The 16395-nt window shown below is 47.7% G+C and carries 20 protein-coding genes; 18 read left to right on the top strand and 2 right to left on the bottom strand.

Features of this window, described 5'->3' with window-relative positions:
- Positions 1-60: 60 nt before the first annotated feature.
- Positions 61-387: a rhodanese-like domain-containing protein gene (locus tag MHB80_RS17550; protein ID WP_341278195.1), complete on the top strand. Its 327-nt coding sequence runs from the start codon at positions 61-63 to the stop codon at positions 385-387.
- 13 nt (positions 388-400) lie between these two features.
- Here MHB80_RS17550 and MHB80_RS17545 read toward each other — a convergent pair whose 3' ends face one another.
- Complete coding sequence (locus tag MHB80_RS17545; RefSeq protein WP_341278194.1) at positions 401-1318, bottom strand: hypothetical protein; 918 nt, start codon at positions 1316-1318, stop codon at positions 401-403.
- Between the two features lie 108 nt (positions 1319-1426).
- On the opposite strand from MHB80_RS17545, the gene MHB80_RS17540 reads away from it, so the two are divergent.
- Complete coding sequence (locus MHB80_RS17540) at positions 1427-2032, top strand: CPBP family intramembrane glutamic endopeptidase (RefSeq protein ID WP_341278193.1); 606 nt, start codon at positions 1427-1429, stop codon at positions 2030-2032.
- A gap of 254 nt (positions 2033-2286) precedes the next feature.
- On the opposite strand, the gene MHB80_RS17535 is transcribed toward MHB80_RS17540, so the two are convergent.
- A complete protein-coding gene (locus MHB80_RS17535; RefSeq protein ID WP_341278192.1) occupies positions 2287-3168 on the bottom strand; it encodes a polysaccharide deacetylase family protein in 882 nt (293 codons plus the stop codon).
- A 193-nt stretch (positions 3169-3361) separates the two neighbouring features.
- Here MHB80_RS17535 and MHB80_RS17530 point away from each other — a divergent pair, with 193 nt between their 5' ends.
- The 16 genes from MHB80_RS17530 (at position 3362) to plsY (ending at position 16394) form a co-directional block, all read left to right on the top strand.
- On the top strand, positions 3362-3682 hold the full coding sequence (locus tag MHB80_RS17530) for a hypothetical protein (protein ID WP_341278191.1): 321 nt from the start codon (positions 3362-3364) through the stop codon (positions 3680-3682).
- Positions 3683-3880: 198 nt separating this feature from the next.
- A complete protein-coding gene (locus MHB80_RS17525; protein ID WP_046232007.1) occupies positions 3881-4495 on the top strand; it encodes a genetic competence negative regulator in 615 nt (204 codons plus the stop codon).
- 450 nt (positions 4496-4945) lie between these two features.
- On the top strand, positions 4946-5644 hold the full coding sequence (prsW, locus tag MHB80_RS17520) for a glutamic-type intramembrane protease PrsW (protein ID WP_341278190.1): 699 nt from the start codon (positions 4946-4948) through the stop codon (positions 5642-5644).
- 55 nt (positions 5645-5699) lie between these two features.
- Complete coding sequence (locus MHB80_RS17515) at positions 5700-5858, top strand: hypothetical protein (RefSeq protein ID WP_338551755.1); 159 nt, start codon at positions 5700-5702, stop codon at positions 5856-5858.
- Positions 5859-5932: 74 nt separating this feature from the next.
- The gene (gene ypeB / locus MHB80_RS17510) at positions 5933-7300 is read left to right on the top strand and encodes a germination protein YpeB (RefSeq protein WP_341278189.1); all 1368 of its coding nucleotides are present in this window, start codon (positions 5933-5935) and stop codon (positions 7298-7300) included.
- A 59-nt stretch (positions 7301-7359) separates the two neighbouring features.
- The gene (locus MHB80_RS17505; RefSeq protein WP_341278188.1) at positions 7360-8013 is read left to right on the top strand and encodes a PilZ domain-containing protein; all 654 of its coding nucleotides are present in this window, start codon (positions 7360-7362) and stop codon (positions 8011-8013) included.
- Between the two features lie 59 nt (positions 8014-8072).
- Positions 8073-8303 (top strand): hypothetical protein, encoded by a 231-nt coding sequence (locus MHB80_RS17500; RefSeq protein WP_341278187.1) that lies wholly within the window; start codon positions 8073-8075, stop codon positions 8301-8303.
- 173 nt (positions 8304-8476) lie between these two features.
- Positions 8477-9172 (top strand): (d)CMP kinase, encoded by a 696-nt coding sequence (cmk, locus tag MHB80_RS17495; protein ID WP_341283016.1) that lies wholly within the window; start codon positions 8477-8479, stop codon positions 9170-9172.
- Positions 9173-9175: 3 nt separating this feature from the next.
- A complete protein-coding gene (locus MHB80_RS17490) occupies positions 9176-9754 on the top strand; it encodes a lysophospholipid acyltransferase family protein (RefSeq protein WP_341278186.1) in 579 nt (192 codons plus the stop codon).
- Positions 9755-9860: 106 nt separating this feature from the next.
- Complete coding sequence (gene rpsA / locus MHB80_RS17485) at positions 9861-11090, top strand: 30S ribosomal protein S1 (RefSeq protein ID WP_341278185.1); 1230 nt, start codon at positions 9861-9863, stop codon at positions 11088-11090.
- A 96-nt stretch (positions 11091-11186) separates the two neighbouring features.
- Positions 11187-12548: an SMI1/KNR4 family protein gene (locus MHB80_RS17480; RefSeq protein WP_341278184.1), complete on the top strand. Its 1362-nt coding sequence runs from the start codon at positions 11187-11189 to the stop codon at positions 12546-12548.
- Positions 12549-12655: 107 nt separating this feature from the next.
- Positions 12656-13288, top strand: a complete 633-nt coding sequence (locus tag MHB80_RS17475; RefSeq protein WP_341278183.1) for a hypothetical protein — start codon at positions 12656-12658, stop codon at positions 13286-13288.
- Positions 13285-14190: a YIEGIA family protein gene (locus tag MHB80_RS17470; RefSeq protein WP_341278182.1), complete on the top strand. Its 906-nt coding sequence runs from the start codon at positions 13285-13287 to the stop codon at positions 14188-14190. The genes MHB80_RS17475 and MHB80_RS17470 overlap by 4 nt, the downstream gene beginning before the upstream one ends.
- 2 nt (positions 14191-14192) lie before the next feature.
- Positions 14193-14372 carry a hypothetical protein gene (locus tag MHB80_RS17465; RefSeq protein ID WP_046232017.1) on the top strand — a complete coding sequence of 60 codons (180 nt, stop codon included), beginning with the start codon at positions 14193-14195 and terminating at the stop codon, positions 14370-14372.
- Positions 14373-14450: 78 nt separating this feature from the next.
- A complete protein-coding gene (gene der, locus MHB80_RS17460; RefSeq protein ID WP_341278181.1) occupies positions 14451-15773 on the top strand; it encodes a ribosome biogenesis GTPase Der in 1323 nt (440 codons plus the stop codon).
- Between the two features lie 12 nt (positions 15774-15785).
- Complete coding sequence (gene plsY, locus MHB80_RS17455; RefSeq protein WP_341278180.1) at positions 15786-16394, top strand: glycerol-3-phosphate 1-O-acyltransferase PlsY; 609 nt, start codon at positions 15786-15788, stop codon at positions 16392-16394.
- The last annotated feature ends 1 nt before the right edge of the window (position 16395 follow it).

Below are 16395 nucleotides of genomic sequence, written 5' to 3'. Positions count from 1 at the left end.
AAATTTTTTGATATGATTCATGCATTGCCTGCTTAAATAGATAAAGGGGAGAGACGAGACATGAACAATTGGGAAGAGATCGAAGCGGATGTTTTTTTGCAGCTTTTGGAGAAAGGACATATAGAGGCAGGGCAAGTCATTGACGTTCGTGAGTCATTTGAATGGGATTATTATCATCTGGAGCAGTCCACGCTTATTCCGATGAATACGATCCCTCAGCAATTGGGACAATTAGCGGATGACAAGCCGCTTTATATCGTATGCGCACATGGCGTTCGCAGCGCAAATGTATGCGGATATTTAGAAAAGCAGGGCTACGGCAGCCTCCTCAATGTGACGGGAGGAATGGCGGCCATAGCCCTGCTTCAAGGGTTTCAATACGATTAGCACCAGCGGGCGCTTAAGACGAGGTCGTGGTGAAGAAAGGCAGCAGCGGCAGCACTTCCTTGCTGTACATTTGCTCTGAGCCGCTGCTGTAGTCGCCGTTGCGTACTGCGGCTGTATTCATCAGCAGCTCAGCAATGGCAGCGATGGAGCGGATTTTCATTTTGCTCGCTTGCCCCGTCTTAATAAATTCATCGATCCGGATAACCAGATCCTGTGGATAGTAATTCGTTAGCTGCTTATGCGACAGCAAATGGTCGGCCATTAATTTGTTTTTCACAATAAGGGGCAGCTTGTTCCATTTGCTGATTTCCAAAATATTCGGGAATTTGTATTCGTTAGGAATATCACTGTTTACGGTAGCCGCCCATTTCATCATCGCGCTGTAATACGATTGCTGCGAGGATAGGGTTTGCTTCACGGCTGCTTGGTAAATGGAATCGTCATCAACGGCTGCAATGAGCTTCGCAGAATTGAGCGTCTTCGCTTTGTTTGCTGCTTTATTAGACGTTTGCTCAAACAATTCAAGGCTTTTAATGACGCTCGCCTGTGCTTCACCGAGCAGTGGCGATTGCTGCATGTTGAAGGAGGCGACCTCGGCGGCCTTTTTCTTGGCCAGCTTGGACAAATCCTTGAAAATGGCGTTGCCATCGGCTGAATCGTCCTGCTCCAGCTTCTTCATAGCATTGAACCATTCGTTTTGGAATTCACGGTAGGGCAGAAATACAGTATGATAGTAGGAGACGAGATCTTGCTGCTGATACGGAGTCGACTTGGATTTTGCCTCACTGTTTAACTGTTTCATTTCGTAGCTGGTTTTTGTCTGCTCACTGCCGTACTGTACACCGTAGAAAAATGCGCCAACTGCGCAAACCAGCATGAAAATAAAACCTATGCTGTAAAACATGGCGGAACGGGTTAGCTGCTTTTCCATAACAAAACTCCCTTTTTATGTATGTATTCATTATTGCTCTCTTTTGCAGCCTGTGCGTACAGGTGAATTTACTTCAAAAATACGAACCTCCAGGACGGGCGGGAAGTTATGAAAAAATTCGACATCCGTAAAATACGAGTGCGCAAGGTGACCGTTGACGAGCTTGACGATCGCATGCTGCTCATTAATTTGTACATGACGCAAGCACTTACTTTTATTATCGGCTTGATATGGGTTTTATTTCAGCGTCAAAGCATAATTACTTTATTTCATTTTCCGAAAGAGCTTGCCGTCGTATGGTTTGGACTAGGTTTGGCGGCGGTTGTACTGCTTGTAGATTTGTCTATTTCCCGTTTTGTCCCTGATGAAGCAGCCGATGATGGCGGTGTAAATGACCGGATTTTTCGTGAACGCCCGATTTGGCATATTATCGTATTGTCGTTTGTCGTCTCGGTATGTGAAGAGCTCCTCTTCAGGGGCGCTCTGCAGCATGCGTTCGGGCCGTATTGGACAAGCATTATTTTTGCAGCCATTCATGTCCGCTATTTAAAGCATTGGATTCCAACTGGACTTGTGTTTTCCATTAGCTACGGCTTAGGATGGATTTATATCGAAACCGGCAGCTTATGGGCCCCAATTCTTGCGCACTTTGCGATAGATATGATTATGGGCTTTATTATAAGATTCAGGAGGGAACCGAAAGGGCAATTATGAGCAGGGTACAAAAATTCGGGAAAGCGACGCGCAAAGGGCCGTCGCCCGAGACAACGGAAGCTCCCCGAATTGATGAAGAGGGAAGGGAGCTCCTTCCCCCAAGACGGAAAAAGTTCCCTTCGGGCGCTAGCAAAATAACGAGATGGTATTATAATGTATTGTTTTTCCTTTTTTTGAGCTTGGTCGGCTTATTGTTCTGGTACGGAGTGAAATATGCGAATTAAGCTGCTGTAGCGATTGGCTACCCCAGTTCTTTAATTCGTTTGCTCCGTATCAATTGCAGCCGGATCGATGAAGCCATAGCCCTTGTCTTCAAGCTGCGTCAGCAGCTTGTCAAGCGCTTCAGCGGTCCAGGCCAGCTCATGCATTAAAATGTTGGCGCCTGGATGGAGCTGCTCCAGCACACTCGCGACGACTTTATCAGGATCTCCGGGAGATTTCTGCTCCCAATCTAGTGAACCGTTGGACCACGTCATGTACAGCATGCCGTGGTTTTTGACGATTTCTTTGACGCTATCGTTGCCGGAGCCGTAAGGCGGACGGAAAAACTTTGGCGCTTCGCCGGTTAGCTTCATGACACGATCCTGAACATCAGCAACCTGCTGCTCCACTTTAGCGGCAGATTCTTTTTTCAAATTGATGTGGTCCCAGGAGTGGTTGCCGATCGTCTGTCCCCGCTCATGAATGAGCGAAAGCAAATCAGGATTCGCTTTAACCCGGTAGCCGTTTACGAAAAAGATCGCTTTGGCCTTATGCTTGTCCAGCGTATCGAGCAGACTGGTCAGCACCTCCTTGTTGTGCGGCCCATCATCAAAGGTCAGCAGCACGACTTTGTCCGTCACCCCTTTATCAATCGGCTTGAAGCGGTATACGCTGTCCATTTTGTAAAGCTTGGCTGCCGGTGCCTCGCTTGGCGACGGCGTTGCTTCGGCCTCTGTAGGCGGCGAGGCCGTTGGCTCCTCCTGCTGAAGGGTTGGCGAAGCGGCAGGCGACTGCCTTGCTGTTGGGCTTTCCAGTGCGGAAGCACTTTCCTGCGGCAGGCTGCTGCCTGAGGGGACGCTTTGCTGGCTGCAAGCGGCAGCAACTAAAGCGGCTCCCAGAACAACAGCGAGCGCTGCGGTCATTCGTTTAAACATAATGAACCTCCATTTATGTTGTAGTTGTCAATGGGTATTATTGTAGCATAATCAATAATGCTGTGTTTTGCAGGCTGCTGCATTTCCTTTATTAAGCAGGATAAATAAGGTGGGGCAAGCCACACTAAAAGGTGAAATCGAATATTGAATGGGGATTTTTTAAGGCCCTAAATCAAGGAGGTTTTGTCCTACTATGAGGCTAAGAGGATTTCTTCTCGGAGGGCTTGCCGGGGCAGCCGCTGCTCTCTATGTTGCCCGCAAGCGTCCAGGTACAGCTGCACTTGCAGCGGGCGTGCTGGCGAGCGCTTGCTCATCGATTAGCCATAAGGCGATGTCCTTGTGGAACGACAATTGGACGCAAAAGGCTGTAAATATGGGCCCAAAGCGTACAGACGATACCGCCGGAAAATCCGGAGACGGCTGGGTTCAGATTGAAGCAATGATGAACAGTGATCCGGAGCTGAAACAGCAAGCCGAGGAGATCATGGCGGAATCGTCGAACACGACACATTAACTAACAGTTTCTGGAAGGAATCGTTTGAACGAGGCACTGAAAAAGTGCAGATTCGAACGATTCTTTTTGCCTATTTTAGGTGCAATCCGAGTTTGAACATGATAAAGTAGTTACATAGTTTGATTTGACCATTTTGGTCACATCTTCTAATAAATTTCATACGCTGTTACAACAGATGCTGCAGAGGAGGATCCTGTCATGAAGATCGAACGACTTAGTCAGGACAAGATAAAAATATTTCTGACGTTCGACGACCTGCTGGAACGAGGGATCCAGAAGGACGACATGTGGCGCGAAATTCCAAAGGTGCACGAACTATTCAGTGAAATGATGGATCAAGCATACAGTGAACTTGGATTCGATGCCAGCGGACCGTTAGCGGTCGAAGTGTTTGCCCTGCCGGCCCAAGGTATGGTCGTGATTGTCACTCGCGGCAAAATGAACGGAAGCTCGGAAGAGAGAACTTCCGATGATGATGACGCAGATGACGAAATCTACGAAATGGAAGTGACGCTTGAGCAAAGCGATATCGTCATGTATTCCTTTCGGGATTTCGAGGATGTTATACAGGTTTGCAGACAGCTGCAAGCCGCTGCCCTGACAGAGGATGGGCGCCTGTATGCTTACAATAATAAATATATACTGGCGCTGGAACCGGCTTTGATTGAAACGTCCCGCCATAATGCTGTTATCGCCCTGCTGGCGGAATACGGCGAAGCCACATCGGTCACTTATGCGATGCTGGAGGAGTACGGGAAAGTAATTATGCCTTCCGAGGCTGTGAAAGAAATATGCACTCATTTTTTCAACTAGGCAATGCTTAAGCGAAGAGGGCGCAATGAACAGAGCATCTGCAGGAGTGTCAAGCCTGCTGATGCTCTTCTTCTTTTTTTTGTGAAAAAACAGGATTATAGTATCCCCCGCTTCTGCTAGGTGGCTCCACAGACAGGAAGAGCGTAGCGGTGCGGGGAGATGTCATTATGATAATAGGTATATCCGATGCGCCCGGAGCGTTGTATAATGAAGAGGAATTGAACATCCCTAATTTGTTGGACAAGCTGATTCAGACAGCATGCTGCTGGTGATGATTTCGAAATAGATGTGAAGCGGGATATATGAATAATACGCAGTTTGGTGCAAGTATGCGAAATCCATCAAAACCGTAAAGTGGATAGGCGGCTTGCCGCTTATATGGCGAAGAGCCGTAAAATGGAGGAAGCCTCCCTATCGGGGGCGGGTACAGCAAGGGGGTGAATAACGACGATGACCTGGATTTCTGTGTTGACAGCAGCAGTGGCACCGGGAATAGCGCTGCTGACTTATTTATACTTAAAGGACAAATACGATACGGAGCCGATACATATGGTCGTCCGGATGTTTTTGCTGGGCGTTCTGATTGTGCTGCCAATCATGGTTGTGCAGCGCGGCCTGCAGCTGTGGTGGGGGGACAATCCGATCGTATTTTCCTTTGTGCAATCGGCTGGCGTAGAAGAATTTATAAAATGGTTTGTTCTTTATCATTTTATTTATAATCATACGGAGTTTGACGAGCCTTATGACGGCATCGTTTATGCCGCCTCCATCTCGCTCGGATTTGCGACGCTCGAAAATGTGATGTATGCCTTCCTGACACCCGCAACGTTCGGATCGCTCATTATGAGGGCGCTGCTTCCGGTATCGGGGCATGCCCTATTCGGCATTATGATGGGCTATTATGTAGGTAAAGCGAAGTTCGAAAGCAATGGCAAAAAACGCAGAAATTATATCATTGTATCGTTTCTGCTGCCCATTATGCTGCACGGCAGTTATGACTGGATCATGATTACGATGCGTTCCAGCTGGATCTGGTTCATCATTCCGTTCATGGCCGTGCTATGGGTCGTCGGGCTCCGAAAAATGCAGCGGGCTAATTCGCGCTCTCCGTTTCGTTTTTTGAAGCGGGATGAAGAGGTTAAATTGTAACGATGCCGTCCATACTGTCAGCTAGAGGAAATTTTTCGAAAAGCTGGAGGTAGGGATGGAAGCAGTAAGAGTGAAAGTGACCATTCGCTGCAATGTATGTGGCGAGAAGTTCGTTTTGCGGGGCAAGCGCGAAAGCAGCGGCGTAGATACAGGTTTCAAGCAATGCATTTGCAACAACATCGACGATCTTGATATTGAAGAACATACTTTTTAACTGAATTGAATGCATAAAGCTCCTTTCGGCAAACCAAACTAACACCAGGTTTGCACAAGAAAGGAGCTTTTTGTATGGTTTATAAACGGATAAGCGCGGTGTTGTTCCCGATTGCTGCTATTTTGCTGGTCGGTTCGCTCTATTGGGGTTATCAGGAGCATCAGGAGAAAAATACGGTTTTGATGAAGGCGGAAAATCAGTATCAACGGGCGTTCCACGATTTAACTTACCATGTGGATAAGCTGCATCAGCAGCTTGGCAATACATTAGCCGTTAATTCCACATCACAAGCGTATCATCGAAAAGGGCTCGTTAACGTATGGCGGCTAACAAGCCAGGCACAAAACGAAATCAACCAGCTGCCGCTTTCGATGCTTCCATTTGACAAGGCGGAGGACTTTTTGTCGCGCATCTCCAATTTTGCCTATAAAACTTCCGTTCGCGATTTGACGAAGCATCCGCTGTCAGAGGATGAATTCAAAACCCTCAAAACGCTGTATGCCAACTCAAAGGATATTTCACAAGATTTGCAGGGCATGCAGGAAAAAGTGCTCTCTAATCATTTGCGCTGGATGGATGTCGAGCTGTCATTGGCTGCGCAGCAGGCTAAAGGCGATCAGACGATTGTGGACGGCTTCAAGGGAGTCGATAAAAAGGTAAGCGAGTATCCGGAAATCAACTGGGGACCTTCGGTTTCAAGCATGTACGAGAAGCGTCCGATCAGCATGCTGAGTGGTAAAGCTGTAACGCCGGATGAAATTAAGCAGCGTGCTGCCAAGTTTGCCGGCAAAAAAGGCGAGGGCAAGAACATTCGCGTGGAGGAAAATGGCAAAGGCACGGAATATGCTTCGTATTCCGCAGTATTGTCCGAGCATAAGTCCGGTAACTCGATTCATATGGATTTTTCGCAAAAGGGCGGCCAACTGATTGCTTATATGGATCCCCGTGATATTGGAGAGAAGCAGCTCGGCATCGAGCAAGCGAGGGCTGCGGCTGAAAAGTTTTTGAAAGAACATGGATTTGACGGCATGAAGGCAGTCAGTTATGACGCCTATGATAATGCAGGAACGTTCAGCTTCGTCGGCAACCAAGGCGATGTGCTGATTTACCCAGACAAGCTGACGATCAAGGTTGCCCTTGATAATGGAGATATAGCGGCTCTGCAGGCGAATGAATATGTTTTCGAGCATCATAAGCGGACGCTGCCTAAGGCAGGCATCTCCAATGCAGACGCGCGCAAGGCGCTGAATCCGCAAATGGAAGTGTCGAAAGAGCAGATGGCGCTGATCAAAAACGATGATGGCAATGAAGTGTTATGCTATGAATATACGGGCCGGATCAACGATAACGATTACCGGATTTACATTAATGCAGACAACGGCATGGAAGAATCGATTGAAGTTTTGACTTCGCTTGACAAAGTGGCAAGTTCCGGTAAATAACCTTATGGCTCCTCTCTATATGTCGTGTTATAATGACAGCATTATAGGGGGGAGCCAACTTGTTGCCGAAAATTAACCAAACGCTATTTTTCCAAATTGCTTCTTCTGATGAAGCAGAAGCTGCCATTGAGTACAAGGCGCGTATTGCCGAGGTGCTGGATGAAGGCTTTTTGATTGAGAACCCGATAAATAGCCAAAATGGCAGAATGAAAAGAATGTTTTTGGGCGACGAGCTTTCGGTCTATTTTGTATCGGAGGACGGAATCAAGCATTTCTTTAATTCCCACGTTCTTGGTTTCCGAGAAGATGTCGTCAAGCTGGTCAAAATCCGGAGGCCGGAGCTTGATCAGATTACAAAGGTGCAGCGGCGCAATTTTCTTCGAGTAGCTGCGGAGCTTGAAATCGCAGTGAAAACGCCGGAGCAGGTTCGCTTCGTGACGCTTACAGATGATGTTGGCGGCGGCGGAATTTCGTTCATTTGCGATGGTAAATGGCCGATTTCCCAAGGTCAGGTGCTGGAGTGCTGGCTGCTGGTTCCTTATAAAAATGGTTCTATAGAGCATGCATCATTTAATGCTGAAATTGTGCGGATTGTAAATCTTGAAACGGGGCGCAATCAGGCGATGATTAAATTTGCTGGCATTAATGATTCAGACCGCCAGCGAATTATTCGCTACTGCTTCGAGCGTCAGCTGGAATTCCGCAACCGCTGAATAGCGCAGGCACCCTCTAGGCATGCTATCCTTTAATAGGGATAGAAGGGAATGATTGCATGGCTCGAATGTTTGGGCAAAGCAAGAAACAGCAGGAGGGACAAGCTCCCGGCCAGTCTTTTTCAGCTCGGTTTGATCAAATAGGAAAAGGGCTTGGCATCATGGCTGCCGCGCTGCTTATCGCCTGTTTGCTTGCGCAAACGGCGCTGCAAAGCAGCGCGGTAAGACACTTGCTGTCGGGAGCCGAGCGTATGGAAGGAACCCGTCTAAAAGGACAGGTTTCTTCATAATGCGTTCAAATACTTGAAAGTGGGGTGGAGGGGTTTTTTGCATCCGCTCGTATAGTGTGGTATAATTTTCACGTCCGCAGGCAAAGCCTGCTTTTTTATTGAGAGGTTAGCGTCGCATCTGTCATGGTGTATCAAGCCAGCCATCTCGACATAAGGGGGGTTGACTTTTAGTGATGCAGCAAGACGGTGACGGCGAGCGGATCAACATTGCTATCGATGGACCTGCCGGGGCAGGGAAAAGCACAGTAGCGCGTAAAGTTGCCGAACAATTAGGATATGTTTACATTGATACAGGTGCTATGTATCGAGCCGTGACCTATAGTTCGCAGCAGGCGGGTATTAGGCCGCAGGAAGCTGGCAAGCTGGCTGACCATGTGACACATCTGGACATTAAGCTCCAGGCTGGCAACAATGGACAAACTGTATTTTTGAATGGAGAAAATGTCACTGAACAAATTCGTTCACGCGATGTGACGCTGAGTGTGTCTCATTATGCGGCGAATGAAGCGGTTAGGCAATTTCTTGGCGCAGCCCAGCGTAGGCTGGCTGAGGAAAAAGGCGTTGTAATGGATGGCAGGGACATTGGCTCCCATGTGCTTCCAAACGCTGAGTTGAAGGTTTTTTTAACAGCATCCGTTGAGGAGCGTGCGCTTCGCAGATACAAGGAGCTAGCTGGCAAGCAGCCAGTGACGCTGGAACAGCTTGCGGAAGAAATTTCGCAGCGGGACCAACTGGATGAACAGCGGGAGATTTCACCGCTCGTCCGCGCTGAAGATGCAATCCTGCTGGACAGCACAGCGATGTCGATTGAAGAGGTCGCCGAGGCTATTGTCAAATTAAGCAGAACCAAATTGGCGGGGGCGAAGTAAACTATGTTATACCTGTTGTTCCGATTTCTTCTCCGTGTGCTATATATATGCCTATTCCGTCTTGAAGCCAAAGGGCTTGAGAATATACCTGCTGACGGGCCCGTTATTCTATGCGCCAATCACGTCAGCAATTTTGACCCGCCTACGGTAGGTGTCAAAGTTAAACGGAAAGTCCATTATATGGCGAAAGCGGAATTGTTTAAAATTCCAGTTTTCGGGCCGCTCATTCGGGCATTTGGAGCTTTTCCAGTTAAGCGCGGAGGCGTGAGCAAAGAGGCGATCAAATCATCGATCACCCTGCTGAAGGAAGGCAATGTAATGGGGATTTTCCCGGAAGGCTCTCGCCGCAATCAAGGCGGGGAAGCGAAGAAGGGAGCCGCAATGATTGCGCTTCGCAGCAATGCGGTTGTTATTCCTGTGGCAATTGTGGGTAATTATTCCTTGTTTCGCAAAGTAACGGTCTATTATGGCAAGCCGGTTGATCTTACCGCATTTATTGATGATTCCTCACCGGATAAGCTGGACCGTCTGACTGATGCGATTATGAAGGACGTTCGCGCTCTTCTTGCAGCGAACAAATAAACATAGCTGTTTTAAATGCTGCTTAATGTTTTAATTTAGAACGTTGGCGGATTTAAATAAATTTGTAAGTTGAAAAGTTGTTGGATGAATTGAGGAGGTTATTTCAATGTCAGAAGAAACCAATGTGCAAGAGTCCGCAGTAGCGGAAAATCAAGAGGCTATGGATAATTTCGTATCCTTGAAAAAAGGGGATACAGTTAAAGGTTCGATCGTCAAAATCGAAGATAACCAAGCTTACGTAAGCCTTGGATATAAATATGACGGTGTTATCCCGATTCGCGAACTGTCCGCAGTTCAATTGGATAATGCAAACGATGCCGTACAAGTAGGCCAAGAGGTTGAGCTTAAAGTTATCAGCATTGATGACGAGAAAGAAAAGCTTGTTCTTTCCAAGAAAAGCGTAGATGGCGAGCGCGCTTGGGATTCGCTTCAAGCTCGTTTCGAGAGCGGCGAAGTATTTGAAGTTGTCGTAGCTGACGTTGTAAAAGGCGGCCTTGTCGCTGATGTTGGCGTGCGCGGCTTTATTCCGGCTTCGATGGTTGAGCGTCATTTTGTAGAAGATTTCAGCGACTACAAAGGCCGTACACTTCGCGTAAAAGTGAAAGAAATCGACCAAGAAAACGGCAAAGTTATCTTGTCTGCGAAAGAAGTATTGGACGCAGAATTCGAAGGCAACAAACAAAAATTGATCGCGGCTCTTGAGCCAGGCCAGCAGCTTGAAGGTACAGTTCAACGTTTGACACCATTTGGTGCATTCATTGATATCGGCGGCGTTGACGGTCTTGTTCACGTTTCCGAGCTTTCATGGCAGCACGTTGCTCATCCTAAGGATGTAGTAGCTGAAGGTCAAGCGGTAACGGTTAAAGTTCTTAAAGTTGATCCGGCTGCTGGTAAAATCAGCCTGAGCATCAAAGCTGCTCAACCAGGTCCTTGGGAAACAGCTGGAAGCCAATTCAACATTGGCGATATCGTAACAGGTACAGTTCGTCGCCTCGTTACTTTCGGCGCATTCGTTGAAATTGCTCCAGGCGTTGAAGGTTTGGTTCACATTTCCCAAATCGCTCACCGTCATATTGCGACTCCTTTCGAGGTATTGCAAGAAGGGCAAGAAGTTCAAGCGAAAGTTCTGGACTTCAACCCTGCTGAAAAACGCGTTAGCCTGAGCATCAAGGAAACAGAAGAAGCTCCTGAGCAACCGCAAAAGCCAGAAAGACAACAACGCGAGCGCGCTCCTAAACAAGAGGAACTGAACAATCCGAATGTTAGCTTGAACAGCCAAAGCATGAGCTACTCGCTGGCTGAGCGTTTCGGCGACAAACTGAATAAATTGAAATAATTCGTTTACAGGTATTCTCTCGAAAGGCCAGGCAGCTGCTTGGCCTTTTGTTTTTTTTATATAAGCAATTATATACCTCATTAATAGGGTGATATTATGACTATACATAAGCAATTGGAACGCATTAGGCAAAAGCTGAAGACCGCAGCTCAGACTGATGCAGACCATCAGCTATTTGGAGCGAGAAGCCATACATATGCAATGAACAGCCCGCTTAGCCTCGATGAGCTTCGTCAGTTTGAACAAGCGAATGGCGTCATTTTACCTGAGGAATTTTCAGCTTTTTTAATGCATATCGGAAATGGCGGTGCTGGACCCTATTATGGCATCCATCCATTAGGGACGAAGCAGGCTATTGATCTGGATCGAATAGGTGAGCCTTCTCCTTTGCAAGCAGCAATGACTAAGGAGCAATGGGAGAGCGAATATCCTTGGATCAAGGATGAAAGCGTATTAAGCGATGAAGAATACGGAAAATCGAGCGCAGAACTATTCCAAGGACTGCTCAATATAGGGGAACAAGGCTGCACATACGAAACGATGCTGGTCATTACAGGCAAAAACCGAGGAAAAGTCGTTTATATTGATCTCGATTATCAGAAGCCGTTCGTGACCTATGAAGCCCATTTTTTAGACTGGTATGAGCGCTGGCTGGATGAAGTCATTGCCGGGTATGTAACGAGCTGGTTTGGTACGAGGCGTGGTGGAGATGATAAACAGCTAGTTGAATTGTATCAATCTACAGCGGATGAACATGTGAAAATCGAGGCTTTGGATGGCATGTTTAAGCTAAAGGAGATTTCGCAGGAGACGATTAGCTTTTTAATAGGCGTGTATGCGGGACCTTCCATAGCCTTGCGATGCCTGTCGATGCAGGTGCTTGCAAAAATGAATGCTGCTGAGGCAGAAATTTTCATTAGGCAGGAGCTCACAAGCAGCCATGCTGAAAATCGTTTGCGTGCCATACAGTGCATTCATTGGTATATGCCAAAAGGAGATCCGCGCTTTAATCAGGAATTAATTGCGCTATTCTCAAAAGAGTCAGATGAGGAGGCGTTTCGCTTCATCTGTTATATTTTGCAAGCAGGCGGTGTTGACTTACTGCCTATGCTCCAGCCTTTTTTCAAGCATCCGAATGAAGAAATTCGCGTGCAGGCTGTATATCAGGCGGGCCAATCGAATAAAAAGGCAGATTATGTTGCCGATTTTATACAATTGCTTGATGATCCGGCGGTTAGAGTACAGCATATCACTTTGCAGGCACTGTCTGGAGTGACTAATCCGGTACTGCTCCCTATATATGAGCGTCTGCTGCAGCAGCATAAGACTGACAAAGATTATATTCGGTCTAATATTGAGAGACGGCTTAAGGAGTTTCCGTATAACTCTATGGAGCAGCTTGATAAGCTGCTTTCTTCAGCCTTAAAACAGGTTGGCAAGCTGTTTGGAAAAAAATGATGAACTTTAAATGCATGAACTGTAATTGAGGTTGTTCCTAATGTTTCATAATTAGGAATAGCCTCTTTTTTTTGGCGCATAATAGCTTCACGTGGGGTGATTTGGCTGTGAACGAAGGATATTTGTCGTTCTGGATTATGATTATGGCTTTCATATTAATGATGACAGGCTGGGCGGAATATGTCGGAGCAGGGCGCTCAAAGTTGTTCGTTGCTGCCTTGTGTCTACTTGCGCAGCCGTTTCATTATCTTGTAACCGTTTATGGGACAGCCATTGAGATTTATGGGAGTGTTATGGTTGCGGCAGCTGCTGTCTGCTGGACGCTGCGCAGAAGATCAGCCGGAGAATCCAGACGATACCTGCTGTTATGCGCTTGCTTGACCGGTATTATTTTGGGCGGTATTCAGAAGCTGTATCGGCTTGATCCGGTGTTTTATTGGCTTGACCCCGTTTCGGATGGAGGCCTGCTAGGCGGACTGCTCGCAGCTGCTTTTTCGGTGAAGGCGGGCCATCAATTTGGCCTATTGCTGCTTGCGGCAATAATGGCGGAATTAGCGAATGGGCTGTTATCAAGCGGCGGTTACATGGCTAGAATTGGCTCCTTGGCTTGGTGGGACAGCTTTTGGCTTGCTTTTGCTTGTGCGCGGATCATCAGTATTGCTTTCTATTTGCTCCGCGTTTCTTACAGCAAGGTGACTGGAGCGGGCTGGAGAAATAAAGGAGGGAGCTCCCCGAAATGAGCCACTATTTAATTGTGAATAAGCATCTGCTAGGTGTATTGCTTGGAATGACTTTCGGTATTGTAGCAAGGCTGCTGATGCTGAAAACCGATTATCGCCAATATCCGACTTATCCTCACGGAAGGATTATCCATATTTCGCTAGGCGTCATTGCTGCGGCGCTTGGGGCAGTGGCTGTTCCGGCGCTATACAGTAAAGACTATACGGCGATTACCTTTTTATCACTAGCCGCACAGCAATTTCGGGATGTCAGAAAAATGGAGCGTGAGACGCTGACGAAAATCGACAGCTTGGAGCTTGTCAGCCGTGGGGCAACTTATATAGAGGGCATCGCTATGGTGTTTGAAGGCCGCAATTACCTCGTCATTATGTCATCACTGCTTACTAGTCTTTTCGCTGTAATGGTTAATCTATGGGTTGGCCTGCTGGCAGGAGGAATATCGCTGCTGATCGTCCATCATTTTCGTTCGGGCAAAACGCTGTCGCACATTATTTCGGCGGAATCAGCAGAGGTACGCGTGGATGGGCCGGATTTGCTCGTCGGCGATATATATATTATGAATGTGGGGCTGAAGTCAAATCAGGATATCATTCGCGAGCGCGGAATGGGCTTTATATTGACACCTCTGAACGCGAACAGCAAGGTTACCATGGGTAATTTGGGCCAGCGTCAAGCGATTTTGTACGATTTGGCTACGATGCTGGGCGTTTACCGGGATGATGGCGAACCGGCCTTAATTCCAATGGCGAAACTAGATATGAAGGACGGCAGGCTTGCCGTATTTATGCTTCCGCAGGACAAGGACAAGAGCAAGGCGCTCAAGGTGATCGGGCGCGTTCCGATACTCGAATCGGCTGTACGCATGCCTACAGAAGCAAAAGTCAATAAGCAGGAGGGCTGAAAATGGCGAATATTGTAGCAGTCGTTTCGAGCAACCGGGATGTCTCAGGAGGCGGTGCACCAATCTTTTTCGCAGGCAGCGAGCAGGAATTGGAGCAGACTGCTTTTCTGCTGGAGAAGATTTTGAATGCGAACGCCCACAATCTTAAAAATGGCGTCATTATCCTCGTTAATCACCTTTAAGATGAAAAGTTAGCCAAGGCGGCTGTTTTTTGCTATGATGGTAAGCGTGAGAATTACTGAAGGAGTGAATCGATAACTATGGCAAGACCTGTTATCGCCATCGTCGGGCGCCCGAATGTGGGTAAGTCTACCATATTTAATCGGATAGTCGGCGACAGGCTGGCAATTGTAGAAGATAAGCCGGGGGTTACGAGGGATCGGCTGTACGGCACCGGAGAATGGAATGGCATAGCCTTTAATATTGTAGATACAGGCGGCATTGAAATTGATGGTGAAGATGAGATTATGAAATCGGTTCGGATGCAAGCCGAGCTGGCAATTGAAGAAGCGGATGTCATTATTTTCATGGCAGATGCGAAAGCGGGCCTCACCCATTCGGATGAAGAAGTGGGACAAATGCTGTTTCGCTCCCGCAAGCCTGTCGTACTCGCTATTAACAAGGTGGACAATGCGGGACGTATGGACGAGGTTTATGAATTTTATGGTTTGGGCTTTGGCGAACCGATTGCTATTTCCGGTTCCCATGGCATGGGCATTGGCGATTTGCTGGATGCAGCCGTATCGAAGCTGCCAGAAATTGAAGAGGTTGAATATGAGGACGACGTGATTCGCGTTGCCTTAATTGGACGTCCAAACGTAGGCAAATCCTCGCTTGTTAATGCGCTGCTTGGCGAAGAACGCGTGATCGTCAGCAATGTAGCAGGTACAACTCGCGACGCCATCGATACGCCTTTCGAGCGCGATGGACAGAAGTATGTGCTGATCGACACAGCTGGTATGCGCAAGCGCGGCAAAGTGTATGAATCTACGGAAAAATACAGCGTTATGCGTGCGATGAAAGCGATTGAACGCGCTGACGTTGCCCTCATCTTGATTAGTGGTGAGGAAGGCATTATTGAGCAGGACAAGCATATTGCAGGCTATGCGCATGAAGCGGGCAAAGCGTCTATTTTTGTTGTAAACAAATGGGATGTCGTCGAGAAGGATGAGAAAACGATGCAAGCTTTCTCGCAGACGATTCGCGACCACTTCCTGTTTATGTCGTATGCGCCGATCGTTTATTTATCCGCGCTGACGAAGTCCCGTCTGCATAAGCTGCTGCCTGTCGTGAATCACGTATCGGAGCAGCATGCTTTGCGCATTCAGACGCATTTGCTGAATGATATTGTTGGAGATGCGGTCGCTTACAACCCACCGCCGACGGACAAAGGCAAACGTCTGAAAATCAACTATGTGACACAAGTGGCGACAAAACCGCCGACGATTGTCATTTTCGTCAACGAGCCAGAGATGATGCATTTCTCATATGAGCGTTATTTAGAAAATAAAATACGGGCAGCGTTTAATTTTGAAGGCACGCCGCTACGGTTATTTACACGTCGCAAGTCAGACGAGGATTAGGGGAGAAGAGGCGTGCTGTACTCAGCCATTGCAGTTATTATCAGTTATTTATTAGGTTCCGTTTCATTCAGCATCGTCATCGCGAAATGGCTGAAAGGCATTGACATTCGCGAGCATGGCAGCGGCAATGCCGGGGCGACGAATACGATTCGCGTGCTTGGTAAAGGGCCGGGTATAACGGTCTTTTTGCTGGATATTGCAAAAGGGGTAGTCGCTGTGCTGCTGGGCCAGTGGCTCAGCGGGGGCTACGCTGAAAGCTGGACGCCTGTTCTATGTGGACTTGCGGCCATTGTAGGCCACAACTGGCCAATTTGGTTCCGTTTCAAAGGTGGCAAAGGCATAGCAACAACCGTTGGCGTCATTGTAACGCTTGCGTTCTTGCCAGCGCTGCTTGCGGGAATCGTCGCTATACTTGCGATTGCCATTACACGCTACGTATCGCTCGGTTCCTTGCTGTTCGCAGCATTGACGCCGATCTTTATTGCTTTGCTTACTTATTCCTTGCCGCTGCTTTGCGCGAGCCTTGTATTATGCGTATTCGCGTTTGTCCGTCACAAGGCGAACATTGTGAAGCTGCTGAAGGGAACGGAGAACAAGCTTGGCGCAAAGAAAGGAATGTGAG

This window comes from Paenibacillus sp. FSL H8-0537 (genome assembly GCF_038051995.1).
Lineage (GTDB): Bacteria > Bacillota > Bacilli > Paenibacillales > Paenibacillaceae > Pristimantibacillus.
This window is presented reverse-complemented; position numbering and strand designations above follow the sequence as displayed.

Coding starts and splice junctions, on each gene's coding strand:
- MHB80_RS17530 (WP_341278191.1), top strand. CDS start 3,362: ATGAGGCTAAGAGGATTTCTTCTCGGAGGGCTTGCCGGGGCAGCCGCT.
- MHB80_RS17535 (WP_341278192.1), bottom strand. CDS start 3,168: ATGTTTAAACGAATGACCGCAGCGCTCGCTGTTGTTCTGGGAGCCGCT.
- MHB80_RS17490 (WP_341278186.1), top strand. CDS start 9,176: ATGTTATACCTGTTGTTCCGATTTCTTCTCCGTGTGCTATATATATGC.
- MHB80_RS17515 (WP_338551755.1), top strand. CDS start 5,700: ATGGAAGCAGTAAGAGTGAAAGTGACCATTCGCTGCAATGTATGTGGC.
- cmk (WP_341283016.1), top strand. CDS start 8,477: ATGCAGCAAGACGGTGACGGCGAGCGGATCAACATTGCTATCGATGGA.
- MHB80_RS17480 (WP_341278184.1), top strand. CDS start 11,187: ATGACTATACATAAGCAATTGGAACGCATTAGGCAAAAGCTGAAGACC.
- MHB80_RS17500 (WP_341278187.1), top strand. CDS start 8,073: ATGGCTCGAATGTTTGGGCAAAGCAAGAAACAGCAGGAGGGACAAGCT.
- ypeB (WP_341278189.1), top strand. CDS start 5,933: ATGGTTTATAAACGGATAAGCGCGGTGTTGTTCCCGATTGCTGCTATT.
- MHB80_RS17540 (WP_341278193.1), top strand. CDS start 1,427: ATGAAAAAATTCGACATCCGTAAAATACGAGTGCGCAAGGTGACCGTT.
- rpsA (WP_341278185.1), top strand. CDS start 9,861: ATGTCAGAAGAAACCAATGTGCAAGAGTCCGCAGTAGCGGAAAATCAA.
- prsW (WP_341278190.1), top strand. CDS start 4,946: ATGACCTGGATTTCTGTGTTGACAGCAGCAGTGGCACCGGGAATAGCG.
- der (WP_341278181.1), top strand. CDS start 14,451: ATGGCAAGACCTGTTATCGCCATCGTCGGGCGCCCGAATGTGGGTAAG.
- MHB80_RS17470 (WP_341278182.1), top strand. CDS start 13,285: ATGAGCCACTATTTAATTGTGAATAAGCATCTGCTAGGTGTATTGCTT.
- MHB80_RS17550 (WP_341278195.1), top strand. CDS start 61: ATGAACAATTGGGAAGAGATCGAAGCGGATGTTTTTTTGCAGCTTTTG.
- MHB80_RS17545 (WP_341278194.1), bottom strand. CDS start 1,318: ATGGAAAAGCAGCTAACCCGTTCCGCCATGTTTTACAGCATAGGTTTT.
- MHB80_RS17525 (WP_046232007.1), top strand. CDS start 3,881: ATGAAGATCGAACGACTTAGTCAGGACAAGATAAAAATATTTCTGACG.
- MHB80_RS17465 (WP_046232017.1), top strand. CDS start 14,193: ATGGCGAATATTGTAGCAGTCGTTTCGAGCAACCGGGATGTCTCAGGA.